Below are 19,567 nucleotides of genomic sequence, written 5' to 3'. Positions count from 1 at the left end.
GATTGTAGCGTTTCAATCACCTGGCGAATAGACGTCAATATGTACATGTACGGTACAGAAGTCGTGAAGCATAGACCTTAGGTGACAGCTCGGCAGCGGTCGAGTCAATTGCGGCGACCCGTGCCTATCTTGCGGCGAGCCGGGTTCAGGAACCTCTGCAGGCGGTGGCTGCCGTTCAGACTCCTCATTCAACTGACTATTCAACCAAGCTCGACGCTGAGGCCGCTTGTTCAGCGTTACATCATCATCGCGGCCAACTCTTGCACCCAGTCGGCAAACACCCGCACCCGCTTGGGGATATTGCGCCGGTGCGGGAACAGCAGGTTGACCGGCATGGGCGCGGCGCGAAACTCGGGCAGCACCTCGACCATGGCGCCGCTGCGTATGCCCTGCCCGGCCCGCAGCGACGGCAGCTGGGCGATGCCCAGTCCCGCCTCGCAAGCCGCCGTGTAGGCCACGCTATTGTTCACGGTGACGATATGCTTCATGGGCACCGATGCGCTGCGGCCGCTGCGCGCCTCCACGTAGTCGAAACCGGCCGGCGCATCCGACACGTTGGGCTGGTAGTTCACCAGCAGGTGCCTGTCCAGATCAGCGAGAGACAAAGGCACACCGTAACGCTCCGCATACTCGCGGCCCACCACGTTGAGCAGCACCATCGCGCCCAGCGGACGGTGCGCCAGCGATTCATCCACCACCGCGCCGCCGCGTATCACGCAATCGTAGCCCTCCCCTATCACGTCCACCCTGCGGTCGGTGCTGCACACGTCCACCTGTATCGCGGGATGGCGCGCATAAAAGGTATGCAGCTTGGGCAACACGACCTCGGTCGCCATCCCCAGCGGCATGTCGACCCGCAGGCGGCCGCTGATTTGGGCGTCGCGCTGCTGGAACAGGGCGGCGATGTCGTCCAGGTCGTCCAGCAGGCGCGCGCTGCGCGCCAGCAGTTCCTCCCCCTCGTGGGTGAGCTGGACGCGGCGCGTGGTGCGCTGCAGGAGGCGCGCGCCGAGTCGGCTCTCCAGCCGCAGCACGGCGCTCGATACGGTGGCGCGCGGCAGCTGCAGCTGCTGGGCGGCCTTGGTGAAGCTGGCGTGGCGCGCCACCAGCACGAAGGCGCGCAAGTCGTCTGGACTCGGTGTGGGCTGGTTCATTGGTTGAAAATTCCGACAGATGATGACGAAATCCACGCATTTATCGCGGCTGTTTCAACCAGTATAGTGAAGTCCTCCCCCACCGACAATGGAGTCCACGACATGAACAGCACCGCACAACACACCAGCCGTATCGCCCTCATCACCGGCGGCAGCCGGGGCCTGGGCCGCGCCAGCGCCCTGCATCTGGCCCAAGCCGGATGGGACGTGGCCATCACCTACATCAGCCGCCCGGATGCCGCAGAGGACACGGTGGCGCAAATCCGCGCGCTGGGCCGCCGCGCCGCCGCCCTCAAGCTCGATAGCGGCGACGTGGCCGCCTTCCCGGCGTTCACCACGCGCTTCCAGGAAGTGCTCCGCGCGGAATTTGGCCGCGACAGTTTCGACGCCCTGCTCAACAACGCCGGCGGCAGCGCCAATACGCCCTTCCTGCACACCACCGAACAGGAATTCGACACCCTGATGAACGTTCACGTCAAAGGTGTATTCTTCCTGACCCAGGCGCTGGTGCCGCTGCTGGCCGATGGCGGCAGCATCCTGAATGTCTCCAGCGGCCTGGCGCGCTTCGCCCTGCCGGGCAAATCGGCCTACGCCATGATGAAGGGCGCGGTCGAGGTGCTCACGCGCTACCTGGCCAAGGAACTGGGCGAGCGCGGCATCCGCGTCAACACCCTGGCGCCGGGGGCGATTGCCACCGATTTCAGCGGCGGCGTGGTGCGCGACAATCCGCAGGTGGCGGCCATGGTGGCTTCCAACACGGCGCTGGGCCGGGTCGGGCAGCCGGACGATATCGGCGCGGCGGTGGCGCTGCTGCTCGATGCCGGCAGCGGCTGGATCAACGGCCAGCGCATCGAAGCCTCGGGTGGCATGTTCGTGTAAATACGCTATGCTGGCGCCTCCCATGACAATAAAGGAGACGCCGCTGATGAACCGCATCTGCCGTAGTGTGCTGCTGCCGCTGGCGCTGTGCGCCGGCCTCGCCCATGCCCAACAGGCGCCGCAAGAAGTGCCGCTGTGGCCCGACGGCGCGCCCGGTTTCCGCCACGAGCATGCCGAAACGTCGGAGGACAAGCACGAGACCGGACGCCTGGACCGCTATCTCGGCTACGTCAGCAATCCCACGCTGACCTGGTATCCGGCGCCGGGGCTGGATGCCGCCGCGCCGGTGGTGCTGGTGCTGCCGGGCGGCGGCTTCCGCTATGTCGCCATCGACAAGGAAGGCCACGAGGTGGCGCGCTGGCTCAATTCCGTCGGCATCTCGGCGGCGGTGCTGAAGTACCGCGTGGTGGCGCCGGACGCGGAGCGCAGCTGGGATGTGATGTCGCCGCTGCTGGCCCTGAACGACGCCGGGCGCGCCATGCGCGTGCTGCGCTCGCATGCGGCGGACTGGAAGATCGATCCGGCGCGCATCGGCGTGCTGGGCTTCTCCGCAGGCGGCACCATGGCGATACGGCTGACCATCGATGCCAGCGATGGCAAGGCCGGCGCCCGGGACCCGGTCGAACGCCTGGGCAGCAAGCCCGATTTCATCGGCCTCATCTACGCCAGCCCGCCGGACAACAAGATGCCCAAGGTGGACCAGCGCACGCCCTGGTTCATCGCGCACGCGGCCAACGACAGCAAGCTGCCGGTGAAGATCGCCACCAAGGTGTTCAACCACATCATCGACCAGGGCGGCTCCGCCGAGCTGCACGTGTACCGCCAGGGCGAACACGGCTTCGGCGTGGCGCCGCCGTCCGGCACGGTGCGCAGCTGGACGGGGCAGTTCATGGCGTGGCTGAAGGATATCGGGATGGCGAAATAAACACAGCGTTCATGCTGGGACCTTGACGCAACTCGCCTGGCCGGCGGCCTATTCGTGGCACGCTGGCCTTTTGTTTTGAGGCCTCCCATCATGGATACATATGTTGAGCGCGTTAGAAAAATGCACTGGCGCGAGTTACGCGGGCTTCGGTAAAACATCCAAAGCGGTGCGACCCCAACCTGGCCTGCGGGGAAAGCATTCGAGCACCTGGTAGTGCGTGGGCTCGAACTTTCCGGACTGGAGGTCGAATATGGTTTCAACGTTCCTCCGGCAGGCAAACCCATCGAACAAATCGATGGCGCCGTCTATCTCAACGAACTGGTTTTCCTCATCGAATGCAAAGACATGGCCCGCAACGACATGGCTGTGATTGCCAAGATTCGCCACCAATTGGAGCGGCGTCCGCCAACTGTCTTTGGATGTATATTTGTCGCCGGAGTGTTTACCAAGCCGGCACTCGACGTGACCGACATTACTGCGCCACAGCGAACTCTGCTGTGGCAAGAGGAGGACGTGTTTGCAGGGTTGGAACAGCAAGATTTGCGCGCTATTTTGCTCAGGAAATATCGCAATCTATGCCGTTTTGGAATGACGGATTATGCTCACCTTTACCAGGGAATGGAGGGGAATGATGAATAGAGTAGCCAAGCATTCAAGGGAAGAGGTCGCACCAGTGATTCTGGTAACGGAAGAATTGCCTGAAACCCGACTCCTGCGCTGCTTACTTGATGGCACCCCTCTGCAAAAGGCCCGCTACTTTGCGGGACAACAAAGACTGGCTGTGACCACCCTGGCACGCAACATCCTGCTTCAGGAAGGCATTCCAGTCATGGTGGTGCTGGATGCGAACGATGATGATCCTGTCGAACTGGAGCAGTTGCAGCTGCGCTTGCTGTCCACGCCTGCTTTCGGTGTGCCGTACAGCACCTTTGTATTCATCCCCTCACTCCGCGCCGTGGCGCAGGAGGTGGCGGCTGCTACGCCGCAGCATCATGAGGCGCTATCGAGCTTGCTGAACAATCCGGGTGTTCGCACACTGCCGCACGAGCTGGTGGTGTCACTACGCCAGCATCCGCAAATACGGGCTTTCATGAACAAGATTTTGCGGGCCTACAGCCCCGTTGAGCCGCGCTGGGACTTCGAGACTGCATCGTGAAAGGCCCCCGCATGCGGCGGTCCGTGCCGCCGCCATGCGGGGAAAACTATGTTCAGCGGACGTTTCAAAAGGAGCGTGGCGAGGAGCTGCAACGACGCCACGGTCTTTTTGACAGGGCCTCTCAGTGGCCGCCGGCGGCGGCGGGGTCGACTACCCTGGTCGGCTTGGGCGCCAGCCAGATCAGCGTGGCGGCCAGCAGGAACACGATGCCGATCAGGCCGAAGATTTCGCTGGTGGCCAGCATCACGCTCTGTCCTTGCACCAGTTGGTCGATATTCAGCAGCAGCGCCTCGCCGCTGGCGCCGCTACTCTCCAGCACCGTGCGCACCGCGCCGTCGGCGTCGGCCAGGCCCACCAGCTCGGCGTGCATGATGGTGGTCAGGTCTTCCCAATAGGTGGTCACCAGCGAGGTGGCGAAGGCGCCGGACAGGGTGCGCAGGAAGTTCATCAGGCCCGCGGCGCCGGCCATCTCATGCTCCTCCACGCTGGCCATGGCCAGCCCGGTGGTCGGCACGAAGAAGAACGGCAGACCAAGGCCCATCACCATCAGCGGCACCGCGATGGTCCAGAAGTCCATGTCGGTGGTGGCGTGCATGCGCCACAGGGTCACCAATCCGATCAGCGTCACGCCGCCAAACACGAGGCGGCGCGGATCGACCTTGGCCGAGAGTCCGGCCGCCACCGGGGCCACGAACACGGCAAACACACCGGTCCAGGACGTCACCAGCCCCGCCTCGGTGGCGGTATAGCCCATGTAGTTCTGCAGCCACAAGGGCGTGAGCACGTTGATGCCGAAGAAGGCCGCGAAGGTCACCGAGATGGTCAGCACGCTGACCGAAAAGCCGCGGTGGCGGAACACGCGCAGGTCCACGATGGGATGCTGCTCGTGCAGCTCCCAGATCAGGAAGGCCGCGAAGCCGATCGCCGCCACCACTGCCAGCGCCACGATCTCGTGCGAGGAGAACCAGTCCAGGTTCTTGCCCTCGTCCAGCAGCAGCTGCAGGGCGCCGACCCAGATCACCAGCAGCAGCAGGCCGACCCGGTCGATGGGATTGCGCACCAGCGGCTCCTCGTAGCGCTTGAGCAGGTTCCAGCCGATGAAGGCGCACACGATGGCGATCGGCACGTTGATGTTGAAGATCCACGGCCAGCTGTACTCGTCGCACAAATAGCCGCCCATGATGGGACCGAGCACCGGCGCCACCAGCGTGGTCATGGACCATAGCGCAATGGCGGCCGGCGCCTTCTCCTTGGGGAAGATGCGCAGCAGCAGGGTCTGCGACAGCGGCATCAGCGGACCGCCGGCCAGGCCCTGGCAAATGCGCGCGAACACCAGCATGCCCAGCGAATTGGACAGCCCGCACAGCGCCGAGAACACGCCGAACATGGCCATGGCGGTGGCGAACACGCGCACCGGCCCGAAGCGCGCCGCCAGCCATCCGGTCAGCGGCACGGTGATGGCTTCCGCCACCGCGTAGGAAGTGATGACCCAGGTGCCCTGGCTGGTGCTGGCGCCCAGTCCACCGGCGATATTGCTGACAGAGACGTTCGCAATCGTCATGTCCAGCACCGCGATGAAGTTGGCCGAAGCCAGTATCAGGGCGGCGAACCACAGCATGCCGCCGGTCAGCGGCTGGGGGCTGTGGACGTGATGGCCCGCGCTCATGTCAGGCACCGGTGCGGGTGTCGATCTTGGCCGTCATCGACAGGCCGACCTTGAGCGGATGCGCCTCCAGCTCCCTGGGGTCGAGGCGGATGCGCACCGGCAGGCGCTGCACCACCTTGATCCAGTTGCCGGTGGCGTTTTGCGCCGGGATGGCGGCAAAGGCCGCGCCGGAGCCGCCCGAGAAGCCTTCCACCACGCCGTGGTAGGTCACCCCGCTGCCATACAAATCGGCCTTGATGGTGGCCTGCTGGCCCACGCGCACCTGCTCCAGCTGCACTTCCTTGAAGTTGGCGGTGACGTACATGTCCTGCACCGGCACCACCGACAGCAGCGGCGTGCCGGCCTGCACGCGCTGGCCGACCTGCACCTGGCGCTTGGCCACCACGCCGTCCATGGGCGCGCGGATCACGGTGCGGTCCAGGTCGACCTGGGCCGCGTCGCGCTTGGCGCGGGCCAGCGCCACTTCGGGATTGGTGGCTTCGTCGGCGTCGCGTATCAGCACGGCGTTGGCGTCGCGCGCGCCTTCGGCGGCCACGCGGGTGGCGCGCGCCTGGGCGGCGGCGGCTTTGGCGGCCGCCAGGTTGGCATCGGCGGCGGCCAGGGAATTCTTGGCGCGCGTCATCTCGTCGCCGGACACCGAGCCGGACGCCACCAGGGCATTGCGGCGGTCGTAATCGACCTTGGCGCGTTCGCGGTCCGAGACGGCAGCCGCCAGCTGGGCGGCGGCGCGCTGTTCGTCGGCGTTGCGCGCCGCGATCTGGGCCGCCAGGCCGTTGTCGTTGGCGACATAGGCGCGCACGCGGCGCTGGGCGCGGCCCAGTTCCGCCTCGGCCTGGGCCAGGGCCAACCTGGCGTCGGTGGGGTCGATCACGGCCAGCACGTCGCCTTTTTTCACGGCCTGGGTATCCTTGACCTTGACGTCGAGGATGGTGCCGCCCACCGCAGGCGTAACCTGCGCCACCTCCACCGCCGCGTAGGCGTTGTCGGTGGAGACATAATGGCTAGCGACCAGGAACCAGTAGGCGGCCGAGGCCGCGCCGATCACGGCGACGGCGCCGCCCAGGCCGGCCAGGCGTTTGTTGCGGCGCTGCTTGAGCACCAGGTCGGCGGCGGCTTCCTGCGCGGGAGAGGTGTGTTCAGTCATGATGGGTCCTGGTCATTATTGTTGGGCGGCCTGGTAGCCGCCGCCGAGCGCGCGGTTCAGGGCGATATCGAGGGTGATGGCGCGCGATTGCATGTCGGTCAGCGCGGTCAGGCTGTCCAGCAGCGCGTCCTCTACGTTCAGCACTTCCAGCCAGGTGGCGAGGCCGCCGTCGTAGCGCTCGCGCACCACGCGGTGGGCGTCGCGCGCGGCTTGCACCGCTTCCTGGGCGCGCAGCAGGCGTTCGCCCAGGGCGCGCTGGCTGGCGGCGTTGTCGGCCACTTCCTGCAGCGCGCGCGCCAGGGCGCCGTTGTAGTTGGCCACCGCTTCGTCATAGGAAGCGCGGGCGCCGCGCAGTTCGGACTGCAAGCGGCCGCCGGTAAACAACGGCAGCGAGATGGCCGGACCCACGCTGGCCATGCCGGAGCCGGCCTTGGTGAGCGTGCCCAGTCCCAGCGCCTGCCCACCCACCATGGCAGACAGGTTGACGTTGGGGTAGAACTCGGCCTTCTTGGCGGCGATGCGGCTGTCCTGCGATTGCACCAGCAGGCGCGCCGCCACCACGTCCGGACGGCGTCCCAGCAGGTCGGCCGACAGCGACGGCGGCAGCCCGAACGGACGCTCGAACGCGAGTGCAGGACGGCCGATCGCCAGCCCGCGGTCCGGACCGGCGCCCAGCAGCGCGGCCAGCCTGTTACGCTGCAGCGCCAGCTGTTCATCCAGCTCCATCACCCTGCCCTGCGCCTGGGCGCGGCGGGCGTCTGCCTGGCGCACGCTGCCCAGGGTTTCCATGCCATTGGCGTAGCGCTCGGCGAACAGCCTGGAGGTCGTGGCGCGCACCTCCGCCATCTGGGCCGCGTTGTCGCGTGCTGCGTGCAGGCGGGCCAGTTCGTTGTAGGCGTCGGCCACGCCGGAGGCCAGCACCAGGCGCGCCTGCGCCAGCTCGGCGCGGCTGGCTTCCTGCTCCGAGGTGGCGGCCGCCAAGGCGGCGCGGTTCCTGCCCCAGAAGTCCAGCTCCCAGCTCAGGTTGAGCGTGGCCTGACCATAGTCGTTCCAGCCGGATGGCGTGAAAGCCGGCGGGGTCAGGTAATTGCTGCTCAGCTTTTGGCCGGTGATGGAACCGTTGGCCGACAGTTGCGGCCTGGAGGCGGCGCCGGCCGTGCCTGTGGCCGCCTGCGCGCGCGCCAGGCGGGCCTGGGAGGCCGCCAGGTCGGGCGAGCCTTGCAGGGCTTCGCCCACCAGCCGGTCCAGCTGGGCGTCGCCATAGCCGCTCCACCACTGGTCGGACGGCCACTCCGCTTGCGGCGCGGCCAGCGTGGCGGCGCTGGCAAAATCGGCCGCCGTCCTGATACGCGCGGCATCCTGGTGCGCCGGCAGCTGGGCGCATCCAGCGGCGACAGCGGCGCAGGCGGCGGCCAGCAGCAGCCTGGATGCCCGCCATCGTGTCGAAACTGCATTCTTTTCACGCATGAATATCTCTTTAAGTGAACTGTACGGTTTAGTTTAGCATTGTGGCGTGGCTAAAGACAAGCTAAACTGGAATCCTCAGTTCACTTAAGCACAGCCATGAAAGCAAAGACCGAGGCGCGCCGCCAGACCATCATGAATATCGCCGAGCAGGTCTTTTCCGAGCTGGGCTTCGAGCGCGCGTCCATGGACGAGGTGAGCAAGCGCGGCGGCGGCTCCAAGGCCACCATCTACAACTACTTCGCCAACAAGGAGGAATTGTTCTTCGAGGTGATGTACCGCTCCAAGGAAGCGGAATTCGAGGCGGTGCACGCGGCGCTGGCCGGCAGCGATGGCGGCAACCTGGTGCAGGTGCTGGAAGATTTCGGGCGGCGGCTACTGGGCCTGCTGTACGCGCCGCACGTGCGGGCCGTGCGGCGGCTGGTGGTGGCAGAAGGCGGCCGCTCGGGCCTGGGTGCGCGCTGCTACCAGCTGGGACCGCAGCGCAGCCTGACCATCATCGCGGACTTCCTGACGCGCGCCATGGAACAGGGCAAGCTGCGGCGCGCCGACAGCCACGTCGCGGCCCAGCAGCTCAAGGCCCTGCTGGACGCTGAACTGATGGAGCGCTTCCTGTGCCATGAGCTCGATGAGGTGAGCGAAGAGGAAATCGCGGCCGTGGTGGGGCGCGCAATCCCCGTCTTCATGGCCGCCTACGGACCGAAGGGCGCCTGAACATGGCCGTGGCGTTGTTGCCGGGCCTCGCCGTGCAGGCGCACTGTCTTCGACCCGGCGCCTAGCCACGCTCATGTTGAGGCGCCCTTCTGAAGGGGGCCTGAACATGGCCGTGGCGTTGTTGCCGGGCCTCGCCGTGCAGGTGCACTGTCTTCGACCCGGCGCCTCGCCACGCTCATGTCGAGTCGCCCTTCTCAGGGGGCTACCACCCCATCTTCTCGCGGATGAAGGCGGTCAGCTTGGCCGCGTTGGCCTGGTGATGGCGCACGCGCGGGTGCGCCGTGTAGCCGGTGAAGTCGAAGAACAGCGTATCGATGCGCTGGTCGCCCTGCTCCTTGCGTATCTGCGCCACCGCCTCGCTGATGTAGCCCGGCCACTTGGACCCAGGACGGGTGGCGTTCATGCTGCCCAGTGCGCACACGATGTAGGCCTTGGGATAGCGCGCGCGTATGGTCTGCACGAACTTCTTGTAGGCCGCCACGCGGTCGGCGTCGCTGGGATGCGGCACCAGGCGCTTGTGGTCATCGATCAGCCAGCTGTCGTTCTGGAACAGGTTGATCACGACCACGTCCGGCGTCCACTGGCTGAAATCCCAGCGGCTGTCGTTCTTGCCGACGGCGCTGAGCTGCTGGTAAAACTCCGGCATGATGAAGGGGAACCAGCTGATCATCACGCCTATGCCGCTCTGGGACGTGATGTGGGCCTCGGCATCGAGGTTGCGCGCCGTGATCGAGGCATAGGACAGGAAGTTGTTCTTCTCCGCGCCCACGTTATCGGGCTTGCCATCGGCCGCCTCGTTGCCCATGCCGCTGGTGATGGAATCGCCAAAGAATTCGATATGGCGCTGCTTGCGCGCAGGCGGCGGCAGCAGCTTGCCGCCATCGGCCAGTTCCAGACCCTGGAACACGGTGCTGCCCTCCTCGCCCTCGGTGCGCTTGGTGACCAGGAAGCGGTGCGGCCCCGGCGCCAGGCCGTCCACCACCGGATAGCGCTTGCTGCCCTGCTCCGCCGCCACGATGTGCGGATGTTCCAGGTCGCCGTCGATGAAGACGTTGAAGTAGTTCTTGCCCTTCTGGTCATCCAGCGTGAGGGCCAGGCTGCTGCCGGTGAATGCGCCCTCGATGCTGGTGCCGGGCCAGGACAGTACCGGCGCCGCCGGATAGGCGAAATCGATACGGCCGGTGTACTGCAGCTGGGCGTTGTCGGGCGCAATGGTGACGCCGGCCGTGGCCAGGCCGGCAAACAGGAGCGCGCTGACGGCGCTGATCAAGCGGGTGGTAAGTGGTCGCATATGGCGGTGGCGTCGTGATGGAATGCCATGATTTTACTGCGCATTCACGCTGATGGGCCACGCCCGCAGATCAAACGCAGGATCGATTGCCCTCCTGCCGGGGGCGATCAGGCAGCCAGCCGCGCGCGGATGACGGCGCGCGCCGCGTGGGTATCGGCAAATGCAAAGCAGAAGTAATGCGATGCCGTCTCCAGCTGCTCGCCGTGGAAGGCCGGGTCCTGCTCGCGCAATGCCAGGGAAGCGCGGGCGCTGCGCAGCCACAGCCAGCCCAGGATGCAGTGGCCCAGCAGCTCCAGCACATCCTGGGCAATCCAGTGCGCCAGCTCCGGCTGGTCCGGGGCACGCGCGGCCAGCTCGCGCGCGATGCCTTCCAGGTCGTCGGCCAGGGCCAGCAGCTGCGCGGCATGCGCTTGTCCGCCCGACAGGTCGCGCCGCACCTGGTCCAAGAAGCGGGACAGCGCCGCGCCCCGGTCGGCCACGATCTTGCGCATGACGAGGTCGATGGCCTGGATTTCATTGGTGCCTTCGTAAATCATGGCCACCCGTATATCGCGCAGGTATTGCTCGATGCCGGTTTCCGTGATGACCCCGTAGCCGCCGTAGACCTGCAGGGCCGCGCTGGCGCCGTCAAAGCCTTTTTGCGTCAGGAAGGCCTTGATCACCGGCGTGACCAGGGCCAGCGTGGCTTCCAGCTCCGCGCGTCTGGCGCCATCCTGCTCATGCGCGGCCAGGTCCAGCAGCAAGCCGCTCCAGTACAGCATCATGCGCCCGCCGTTCACGTAGGCGCGCTGGGTGGCGATCAGGCGCCGCACCGGCGGATGCAGGATGATGGGATCGGCCGCCGCATCGCTGCGTTCCACCGGGCGCGCCACCGCTTTCATCTGCAGCCGTTCCTGCGCATAGCGTTCGGCGTTCTGCATGGCCGTTTCCGCGATGCCCAATCCCTGGGCGCCGACCAGCAGGCGGGCCGCGTTCATCATCGAGAACATGGCGGCCAGGCCGCGATTCGGCTCGCCCACCAGCCAGCCCTCTGCCTGGTCGAACTCCATGGAGCAGGTGGCGCTGCCGCGTATGCCCATCTTGTGCTCGATACCGGTGCAGGCGACGCGGTTCACGCGCCCATCGGGCAGGATCTTGGGCACGATGAACAGGGAAATGCCACGGCTGCCCTGCGGCGCGCCCTCGATGCGGGCCAGCACCAGGTGGACGATGTTCTCCGTCAGGTCATGCTCGCCGCCGGAGATGAAGATCTTGGCGCCGCCCAGGCGGTAGCTGCCATCGGCCTGCTGCACGGCGCGGGTGCGCAGCAGGCCGACGTCGCTGCCGGCCTGCGGCTCGGTCAGGCACATGGTGGCCAGCCACTCGCCGCTGGCGATGCGCGGCAGGTAGCGCTGTTTCAATTCCTCGCTGCCGTGCGCCTTCAGGCAGGTGTAGGCGCCGTGCAGCAAGCCCGGATACATGGTCCAGGCGTGGTTGGCGCTCACCATCATCTCCTGCAGCGCACATTCCAGCACATGCGGCAGGCCCTGGCCGCCGTCCTCGGGGTCGCAGGCCAGCGCCGGCCAGCCGGCCTGCTGGAACTGGCGGTAGGCGTCCGCAAAGCCGTCCGGGGTGGACACGGCGCCTTCGCGCAAGGTGCAGCCCTCGCGGTCGCCGGTCGCATTGAGCGGGAACAGCACCTCGCTGGTAAAGCGCCCCGCCTCCTCCAGCACCTGGAGCGCCAGGTCTTCATCCACCTGTCCCTGCGCGGACAGGACATCGAACAGGACATACCGCATATGCTTGACGGGGGGCTGGTAGGTGAACATGGCGCTCGCTCGAAAAAGAACTGTGGCGATATTATCAGGTAAACTGATATTTTGGCTAGCCGTTCAATCTTCCAGGTGCGGATAGCGCTGCAGCAGCGCGGCCGTGACGCCATTGGTCCAGCCGAAGCCGTCCTGGGTGGGATACTCGCCGCCACCGCCGCTCTTGCGTTCCTCGACATCGTATTTTTCCAGCAGCTTGCCGGTCTCGCGCCAGGTGCGGTCCACGGTGGCTACCCAGCGCGCGGCGACATCGCGCGCCAGCTCCTTGTGGCCGTAGCGTTCCAGGCCGTCGATGGCGATCCACTGCAGCGGCGCCCAGCCATTGGGCGCGTCCCACTGCTGGCCGGTGCGGACCAGCGTGGTGCGCAGGCCGCCCTCGGCCAGCAGCCGGTTGCGGGTGGTGGCCGCCACCGCCTGCGCCTGGGCCGGCGTGGCGATGCCCACCCACAGCGGGAACAGGGTGGCCGCGCTCAACACTTCCGTGGGCGCGCCCTTGCGGGTGTCGTAGTCGGCATAGCGCTGTTCGCTGGCGAGCCACAGGTACTGCTGTATGGCGGCGGCGCGCTGCTCCCTCGCGCGCCGGAATGCAACGGCGCAGGCGGCGTCCCGGGCGGCGGCGCAGCGCGTTTCGATTTCTTCTTCCAGCTGGTACAAGAGGCTGTTGAGGTCCACCGGCAGCACGGACGTGGTGTGGATGGTGGACAGGCGCTGCGCATCGTCCAGCCAGCGCGACGAGAAATCCCAGCCGCTTTCGGCGGCGGCGCGCAGGTCGCGGTAGACCTCGGACGCGGGACGGCGGCTGTCGCGCGCCGTGGCCAGGTCCGGCCCCAGCGCCTCGTCGCGCGGCGTGTCCCTGGCGTCCCAGTAGCGGTTGAGGATGGCGCCATCCTGCAGCCGCACCACATGCTCGCAGGCGCCCGCGCCCTGCCGCGGCAGGCAGGATGCGCCGCGCATCCAGTAGGCATGCTCGGTCTTGAGCGCCGCCAGCGCATCGTCGGCCGGCTGCAGGCGCGTCATGGCGGCAAAGAACGGCGGCTGCGAGCGGCTCAGGTAGTAGGTGCGCGTGCCGTTCGGGATATGGCCGTAGCGCTGCAGCAGGCTTTTGAAGTCGGTGAGCATGGACGCCACCAGGTCTTCGCGCCGGTCCGCGCGCAGGCCCAGCATGGTGAAGTAGGAATCCCAGTAGTAGATCTCGCGGAAGCGGCCGCCCGGCACCACGTAGGCGGCCGGCAGCGGCAACGCCGACGACCACTTCGGCGGCTCCAGCGGCGGCCGCGCCAGTATCGGCCACAGGGAGGCGATGTGCTGGCGCAGCGTGACCTGGGCTGGTTCCGGCAGGGTGAAGTGGCGCTCGACGAAAGCCTTGAGCTGCGCCGCGCCCTGGGGCCGCTCTTGCCGGTAGCGCGCCAGGATGGCGGCCGGCTCCTCCCTGGCCACCGCATCGGCGAAGGTCTTGGCATCGGGATAGATGTGCGCGGCCTGCACCGCCTCGAACAGGGCGCCGTACACCTCCTGCGGCGGCCGTGGCATATCGGCCGGCGTGACCGCAGGGCTCCCACGCTGCGCGTACCCTGGCCCGGCCGCCACGGCAAGCAGCACGCATATCAGGGCGGCCAGCCGCACGCCGCCGCTCGGCATCTCCCGTATTTTCATTTGCGCTCCATGGTAGCTGTAGGCTAGCGCAGTATAAGCAGGCTGGTGCGCGCACGGCGCGCGTATCGGAACCCGGTGAGCCATCCCACATATTCAAGCGTGCAATTGCCGCAAATTTCCGTGCACGGTTTTTGATCAAGCTCAAATCCGGGAACCCTGCCACTCCTCCCGCGCTCCTACACTGGATACCACGACCAATAAAAGGAGCGCACCATGTACAAGACCATACTCGTGCACGTCGACGGCAGCGCCGGGCTGGCCCCCAGGCTGGAAGTGGCGGCTGCCCTGGCCGCCCGCCATGCCGCCCATCTGGTGGGCAGCGCCGTCACCGGCATCGCGCCGCAGGATTACCTGATGCTCGGCAGTTCTCCCATGGGTGCGCTGCCCGCGGCGGACTACGATCTGCTGCGCGAACATGCGGCGCAGCAGCTGCAGGCCTTCACGGCAGCCATGCAGCGCCTGGGCGTGGCGTCCTGGGAACAGCGCATCATCAATGACGACGCCGAACACGCCCTGCTGCTGCAGTCGGCCTATGCCGACCTGCTGGTGCTCAGTCCCGGCACCCCGCCCGGGGCCCGCGCCCGCCTGACCGCCGGCCTGGCCGGCTATGTCGCCCTGCACTGCACGCGTCCGGTGCTGGTGGTGCCGGACGGCTATGGCAAGCAGCAGGTCGGCAACGTCGCCGTGGTCGGCTGGGACGCCAGCAGCGAAGCCTGCCGCGCGGTCGCCGCCGCCCTGCCTCTGCTGCGAGAGGCCACCTCGGTCAAGGTCGCCGTGATCAACCCGGACTCACTGACGCAAACCCACGGCGAGAGTCCCGGCGCCGACCTGGCCACCTACCTGGCGCGCCACGGCGTACCGGTGGAGGTGGTGCGCGAACACAGCACGCTGGGCGCGGCGCCCGCCCTGCTGGGCCTGGCCCGTGACGTGGGCGCCGACCTGCTGGTGGCGGGCGCTTACGGCCACAGCCGCTACCGCGAGTGGCTGATCGGGGGCGCCACCACCAGCCTGCTGGACGACGCCAGCGTGCCCTTGCTGCTGGCGCACTGACATGGCCGACCTGGAAGGATGCTGGCACCCCGCCATGGCGGTGCCGCCGGACGCCAAGCCGGCTGCCATGCCGGACGCGGGGCGCGAGTCCGCGCCGGCGCCTGCGGCGCATCATGCGCTGGATTACGCGCCGGAACCCGCGGCCTATCATGCGCCCGAACGGGCGCCCGACGCCGGGCTGCCAACCGCCGGCGCGCCCGCCATGCCCGGCTCGGTGCAGTATTGCGCCCAGGGCGACAGCGACGACGACCTTGCCGACCTGTTGTTCAACGCCGCCCTGGCCCGGCTGACGGCCTCGGTCTCGCCGGTGGCCGTGGCCGGGGCCTGGTTCGACTGGGCCGCGCACCTGTTGCTGGCGCCGTCCAAGCAGCTGCAGCTGGCCATGTTCGCGCTCGATGGGGCGGTGCGCTGGCTGGCCTACGCCGGCCACGCCGCGCTGCCGCAGGCGGACGAGCCCGCCCCGGTGATCATCGCGCCGCCATCGGACCGGCGCTTCGCCGACCCGGCCTGGCAGGTGTGGCCGTACAACGCCACGTCGCAAGCCTTCCTGCTGGCGCAGCAATGGTGGCAGTGCGCCACCACCGGCGTGCGCGGGGTGTCGCGCCACCATGCCGAGGTGGTGACCTTCATCGCGCGCCAGCTGCTCGACAGCGCCGCGCCATCGAACTTCCTGGCGACCAATCCGGTGGCCCAGGCCACGAGCGCCTCCGGCGGCCACAACGCGGGCGTGGTGGCCCCGGCCGGTCCCGGCGGCCGCAGCTACCAGGTGGCCACCCACCGCCCGAACGCCCCCTTCATCGACGCCGACAGCTGGCGCGCCAGCCAGCCGGTCCGGGCCGGCTCCTGGCGGCCGGAATGGGAAGCGTGGCTGGCGCGCCACGCCGGTCCGCTGCAGGCGCCGCCGCCGCCCTCGCACGCGCTGGACGACGCGCCCGGCGCCTACGTGCTGGAGCCATGACTGGCGCCGCGCCGGTCACCGGCCTGACGGCGGGCGTAGCGGCCGCGCGCCTGGCCGCCGACGGCCCCAACGCCCTGCCCGACCGCGACCGGCGCGGCTGGTGGCGCATGGCGGCGGACACCGTGCGCGAGCCCATGTTCCTGCTGCTGTGCGGCGCCGCCCTGCTCTACCTGCTGCTGGGCGAACCGCTGGAGGGCGGCTTCCTGGCGCTGATGGTGGCGGTCACCATCGGCCTGACGCTGCACCAGCAGGGCAAGACCGAGCGCGCGCTGCAGGCGCTGCGCACGCTGGGCAGTCCGTCGGCGCTGGTCCTGCGCGACGGCCGCCGCCAGCAGGTGCCGGCGCGCGAGCTGGTGGCCGGCGACGTGGTGCTGCTCGATGAGGGCGTGCGTATCCCGGCCGACGCCGTGCTGCTGTCGGCGCGCGGACTGATGGTGGACGAGTCGCTGCTGAGCGGCGAATCGGTCCCGGTGCGCAAACTGGCCGGTCCGGCAGTGTCGCCCGCCATACCCGGTGGCGACGACCAGCCCTGGGTCTATTCCGGCACTCTGGTCACGCAGGGGCATGGGGTGGCGCAGGTGAGCGCCACCGGCCCGCGCAGCGCGCTGGGCCGGATCGGCGCCTCGCTGCACGCCATTGCCCCGCCGCCGTCGCCGCTGCAGGCGCAGAACGCCCGCCTGGCGCGCCGCTTCGCCTTGCTGGGACTGGCCTGCAGCGCGCTGCTGGTGCTGCTGCTGGGCCTGCGCGACGTGCGCTGGCTGGACGCCTTGCTGGCCGGGGTCGCGCTGGCCATTTCGGTGCTGCCGGAAGAATTCACCGTGGTGCTGACCGTGTTTCCGGCCCTGGGCGCCTGGCGCCTGGCGCGCGAGAGCGTCCTGACGCGCCGCCTGGCCACCATCGAAACCCTGGGCGCGGCCTCGGTGCTGTGCGTGGACAAGACCGGCACCCTGACGGAAAACCGCATGGCGCTGCAATGCCTGTGGTCCGATGGCGACAGCGGCGCGCCGGACGCTGTCCTGTCCGGGCCGCAGCTGGAGGTGCTGCGCTGGGCGCTGCTGGCCACGCCGCCGCACACCCGGGACCCGCTGGAACTGGCCCTGCAGGAGCATGCGGCGCGCCTGCCGCAGCCGGCGCCCCCGCCGGGCTGGACGCTGCTGCGCGAATACCCGTTCACTTCCGAGCGCCGCGCCCTGCTGCAAGCATGGCAGCCGGGGCAGGAGGCCGGCCCGGTGATTGCCGTCAAGGGCGCGCCGGAAAGCGTGATCCCCATGTGCATGCTGGCGCCGCCACAGCGCGCAGCGGCCCTGGAAGCGGCGCGCGGCATGGGGGAGCGGGGCCTGCGCGTGCTGGCGGTGGCGCATGTGCGCTCCCCTGGCCACTTGCCCGGGGAGCCGCCGGCCGGCGGCTATACGCTGGCCGGACTATGCGCCCTGGCCGATCCGCTGCGGCCCGGCATCCGCGCCGCCGTGCAGGCCTGCCACGCGGCCGGGATCCGCGTCGTGATGCTGACCGGCGACCATCCAGGGACGGCCGCCGCCATCGCATCCCAGGCCGGCTTGCGCGGCGACACCGCCAGCGGCGCGGAACTGGCCGCGCTGCATGGCGAGGCGCTGGCGGCGCGCCTGTCCACGGTGGGCGTGTGCGCCCGCATTCTGCCGGAACACAAGCTGTCCATCGTGCGCGCCCTGCAGCGAGGCGGCGCCGTGGTGGCCATGACGGGCGACGGCGTCAACGACGCCCCGGCGCTGCAGGCGGCCGACATCGGCATCGCCATGGGCGGGCGCGGCACCGACGTGGCGCGCGAAGCGGCCGACCTGACCCTGCTGGACGACCGCTTCGCCTCCATCGTGGACGCGGTCGCGGCCGGCCGCCGCATCTTCGCCAACATGCGCAAGGCCATGGCCTATGTGGCCGCCATCCACCTGCCCATCACCGGCATGGCGCTGCTGCCGGCGCTGTTCGGCTGGCCGGTGATGCTGGGACCGGTGCACATCGTGTTCCTGGAGCTGGTAATCAATCCTGCCTGCGCCATCGTGTTCGAGCGCGAACCGCCCGAGCCCGGCCTGATGGCGCACCCGCCGCGCCCGGCAGGGTCGGAGCTGTTCGGACTGCGCGAGATTGCCCGGGCCCTGCTGGCCGGCGCCGCCGCCCTGGCCCTGCTGGCACCATCCTATGCCCTGGCCGTGGCGTGGCTGCCGGAGCGCCAGGCGCGCGCCTTCGGCTTTGCCGCCATAGTGCTGTGCAACCTGGCCCTGCTGCTGGTCCAGCGCGCCGGCCGGCGCGGCGCCGCCAGTGCCCTGGGCAATGGCAACCCGGCGTTCTGGATCGTGGCCGCCGCCGCCCTGGCCATGCTGGCCGCGGCGCTGTACCTGCCGCCCATGGCCGGCCTGTTCCGCTTCGACGCCCCGCCGCCCGCCCTGCTGGGCGCCGCCGCGGCCCTGGCCGCCGTGCTGGTGCTGCTGCTGGAGGCGGCCAGGCTGGCGCCGCGCATCATGGGTTGGAGACTTCGATGATCACCTTCAGGACGTGGCTGGCGCCGGCGTCGGCAAAGGTGCGGTAGGCCTCCTCCATGCGCCCCAACGGGTAGCGGTGGGTGAGCAGGCTGCCCGGCGCCAGCTTGCCGGCCTGGACTGCGCGCAGCAGCTGCGGCACGGTGCAGGTATCGACCAGCCGGGTCGTGATGGTGATGTTGTGCGACCACAGGCGCTCCAGGTGCAGGTCGCACTTTTCCCCATGCACGCCGATGTTGGCAATGACGCCGCCCGCCGCCACCAGTTCCTCGCAGCGTTCGAAGGCCTGCGGCAGGCCGACCGCCTCGATCACGGTATCGTAGCCGCGCCCGCCGTTCAGGGCCAGCGCCTCGGCGGCCGCCTCCGGCCCCTCCACCACGGTGGCGCTGGCGCCGAAGCGGCGCGCCACGGCCAGGCGGTGCTGGTCGAGGTCTATCATGGTCACGCAGGCGGGCGTGTAGAACTGCGCGGTCAGCAGGGCCGCCAGCCCGATCGGGCCGGCGCCCACGATGGCCACGCTGGCGCCCGGCGCGATCCTCCCGTTCAGGACGCCGCACTCGTAGCCGGTCGGCAGGATATCGCTCAGCATGACCAGCGCCTCCTCGTCGGCGCCGGGCGGGATGCGGTGCAGGCTGGTGTCCGCATGCGGGATGCGCACATACCCGGCCTGCGTGCCGTCGATGAGGTGGCCCAGCAGCCAGCCGCCGCTGGCGCAATGCGAATACATGGCGCGCCGGCAGGCGTCGCAGCGGCCGCAGGCGGTGATGCAGGAAATCAGCACATGGTCGCCCGGCCGCAGCGCAGCGACGGCGGCGCCCACCTGCTCGACCACGCCCACCCCCTCGTGGCCGAGGATGGTACCGGGCTTGCAATCGGGCAAGTCGCCGCGCAGGATGTGCAGGTCGGTGCCGCAAATGGTGGTGCGAGTGACGCGCACGATGGCGTCGCCGGGTTCCACCAGGGTGGGACGGGGCCGGGTCTCCAGCGCCAGGTGGCCGGGGCCGTGGTACACCAGCGCCGCCATGGCGTCCGGTGCGCCGCCGCTGGCGGCGGGATGATCGAATCGGGTCAGCAAGTCTGCCATGATGCCTCCTCTTTCTGCAGTGTCAGATCCAGCATAGCCTGCGCGCGTATCCAAAGTGTGAGCAATATCAAAGGTGCCTGCCGCTGCTTATGCTAGAGGACGCTACTTCGAGCC

General features: G+C 68.6%; 16 protein-coding genes. 8 read left to right on the top strand and 8 right to left on the bottom strand.

Annotation, left to right across the window (positions count from 1 at the left end):
• Nucleotides 1-236: 236 nt before the first annotated feature.
• Nucleotides 237-1,151, bottom strand: a complete 915-nt coding sequence (locus ACLB1G_RS07010; RefSeq protein WP_491626475.1) for a LysR family transcriptional regulator — start codon at nucleotides 1,149-1,151, stop codon at nucleotides 237-239.
• Nucleotides 1,152-1,253: 102 nt separating this feature from the next.
• On the opposite strand from ACLB1G_RS07010, the gene ACLB1G_RS07005 reads away from it, so the two are divergent.
• The 4 genes from ACLB1G_RS07005 to ACLB1G_RS06990 all read left to right on the top strand — a co-directional run bounded on the left by ACLB1G_RS07005 (nucleotide 1,254) and on the right by ACLB1G_RS06990 (nucleotide 4,111).
• Nucleotides 1,254-2,030 (top strand): SDR family NAD(P)-dependent oxidoreductase, encoded by a 777-nt coding sequence (locus ACLB1G_RS07005; RefSeq protein WP_491626474.1) that lies wholly within the window; start codon nucleotides 1,254-1,256, stop codon nucleotides 2,028-2,030.
• Nucleotides 2,031-2,076: 46 nt separating this feature from the next.
• Nucleotides 2,077-2,955, top strand: a complete 879-nt coding sequence (locus ACLB1G_RS07000; protein WP_491626473.1) for an alpha/beta hydrolase — start codon at nucleotides 2,077-2,079, stop codon at nucleotides 2,953-2,955.
• Nucleotides 2,956-3,168: 213 nt separating this feature from the next.
• Nucleotides 3,169-3,594 carry a hypothetical protein gene (locus ACLB1G_RS06995; RefSeq protein ID WP_491626472.1) on the top strand — a complete coding sequence of 142 codons (426 nt, stop codon included), beginning with the start codon at nucleotides 3,169-3,171 and terminating at the stop codon, nucleotides 3,592-3,594.
• Complete coding sequence (locus ACLB1G_RS06990; RefSeq protein ID WP_491626471.1) at nucleotides 3,584-4,111, top strand: hypothetical protein; 528 nt, start codon at nucleotides 3,584-3,586, stop codon at nucleotides 4,109-4,111. Before ACLB1G_RS06995 ends, ACLB1G_RS06990 begins: the two co-directional genes overlap by 11 nt.
• A 121-nt stretch (nucleotides 4,112-4,232) precedes the next feature.
• On the opposite strand, the gene ACLB1G_RS06985 is transcribed toward ACLB1G_RS06990, so the two are convergent.
• The 3 genes from ACLB1G_RS06985 to ACLB1G_RS06975 are packed head-to-tail and all read right to left on the bottom strand — an operon-like array spanning nucleotide 4,233 to nucleotide 8,388.
• Nucleotides 4,233-5,777 carry a DHA2 family efflux MFS transporter permease subunit gene (locus tag ACLB1G_RS06985; RefSeq protein WP_491626470.1) on the bottom strand — a complete coding sequence of 515 codons (1,545 nt, stop codon included), beginning with the start codon at nucleotides 5,775-5,777 and terminating at the stop codon, nucleotides 4,233-4,235.
• 1 nt (nucleotide 5,778) lies between these two features.
• On the bottom strand, nucleotides 5,779-6,921 hold the full coding sequence (locus tag ACLB1G_RS06980) for an HlyD family secretion protein (RefSeq protein ID WP_491626469.1): 1,143 nt from the start codon (nucleotides 6,919-6,921) through the stop codon (nucleotides 5,779-5,781).
• 15 nt (nucleotides 6,922-6,936) lie between these two features.
• Nucleotides 6,937-8,388 carry an efflux transporter outer membrane subunit gene (locus tag ACLB1G_RS06975; protein WP_491626468.1) on the bottom strand — a complete coding sequence of 484 codons (1,452 nt, stop codon included), beginning with the start codon at nucleotides 8,386-8,388 and terminating at the stop codon, nucleotides 6,937-6,939.
• Between the two features lie 96 nt (nucleotides 8,389-8,484).
• Between ACLB1G_RS06975 and ACLB1G_RS06970 the strand changes: the two genes are divergently transcribed.
• Nucleotides 8,485-9,099: a TetR/AcrR family transcriptional regulator gene (locus ACLB1G_RS06970; protein WP_491626467.1), complete on the top strand. Its 615-nt coding sequence runs from the start codon at nucleotides 8,485-8,487 to the stop codon at nucleotides 9,097-9,099.
• 202 nt (nucleotides 9,100-9,301) lie between these two features.
• On the opposite strand, the gene ACLB1G_RS06965 is transcribed toward ACLB1G_RS06970, so the two are convergent.
• The 3 genes from ACLB1G_RS06965 to treF form a co-directional block, all read right to left on the bottom strand.
• Entirely contained in the window at nucleotides 9,302-10,390 is a 1,089-nt protein-coding gene (locus ACLB1G_RS06965) for an SGNH/GDSL hydrolase family protein (RefSeq protein WP_491626466.1), read from the bottom strand.
• Between the two features lie 107 nt (nucleotides 10,391-10,497).
• The gene (locus ACLB1G_RS06960; protein ID WP_491626465.1) at nucleotides 10,498-12,198 is read right to left on the bottom strand and encodes an acyl-CoA dehydrogenase family protein; all 1,701 of its coding nucleotides are present in this window, start codon (nucleotides 12,196-12,198) and stop codon (nucleotides 10,498-10,500) included.
• Nucleotides 12,199-12,261: 63 nt separating this feature from the next.
• On the bottom strand, nucleotides 12,262-13,851 hold the full coding sequence (gene treF, locus ACLB1G_RS06955; protein WP_491626464.1) for an alpha,alpha-trehalase TreF: 1,590 nt from the start codon (nucleotides 13,849-13,851) through the stop codon (nucleotides 12,262-12,264).
• A 213-nt stretch (nucleotides 13,852-14,064) separates the two neighbouring features.
• On the opposite strand from treF, the gene ACLB1G_RS06950 reads away from it, so the two are divergent.
• From ACLB1G_RS06950 to ACLB1G_RS06940, 3 genes are read left to right on the top strand one after another with little or no spacing between them, the layout of a single operon-like run.
• On the top strand, nucleotides 14,065-14,901 hold the full coding sequence (locus ACLB1G_RS06950; protein WP_491626463.1) for a universal stress protein: 837 nt from the start codon (nucleotides 14,065-14,067) through the stop codon (nucleotides 14,899-14,901).
• Nucleotide 14,902: 1 nt separating this feature from the next.
• Nucleotides 14,903-15,859, top strand: coding sequence for a poly-beta-hydroxybutyrate polymerase N-terminal domain-containing protein (locus tag ACLB1G_RS06945; RefSeq protein ID WP_491626462.1), 957 nt, complete (start codon nucleotides 14,903-14,905; stop codon nucleotides 15,857-15,859).
• Entirely contained in the window at nucleotides 15,856-18,372 is a 2,517-nt protein-coding gene (locus ACLB1G_RS06940; RefSeq protein WP_491626461.1) for a cation-translocating P-type ATPase, read from the top strand. Before ACLB1G_RS06945 ends, ACLB1G_RS06940 begins: the two co-directional genes overlap by 4 nt.
• On the opposite strand, the gene ACLB1G_RS06935 is transcribed toward ACLB1G_RS06940, so the two are convergent.
• Entirely contained in the window at nucleotides 18,350-19,393 is a 1,044-nt protein-coding gene (locus ACLB1G_RS06935; protein ID WP_491626634.1) for a zinc-dependent alcohol dehydrogenase family protein, read from the bottom strand. The two genes, ACLB1G_RS06940 and ACLB1G_RS06935, sit on opposite strands and share 23 nt — an antisense overlap.
• Nucleotides 19,394-19,567 lie beyond the last annotated feature (174 nt).

Source organism: Duganella kummerowiae (assembly GCF_053572355.1).
The sequence above is the reverse complement of the archived record's forward strand: the minus strand, read 5'-3'. Positions and strand labels throughout refer to the sequence as shown.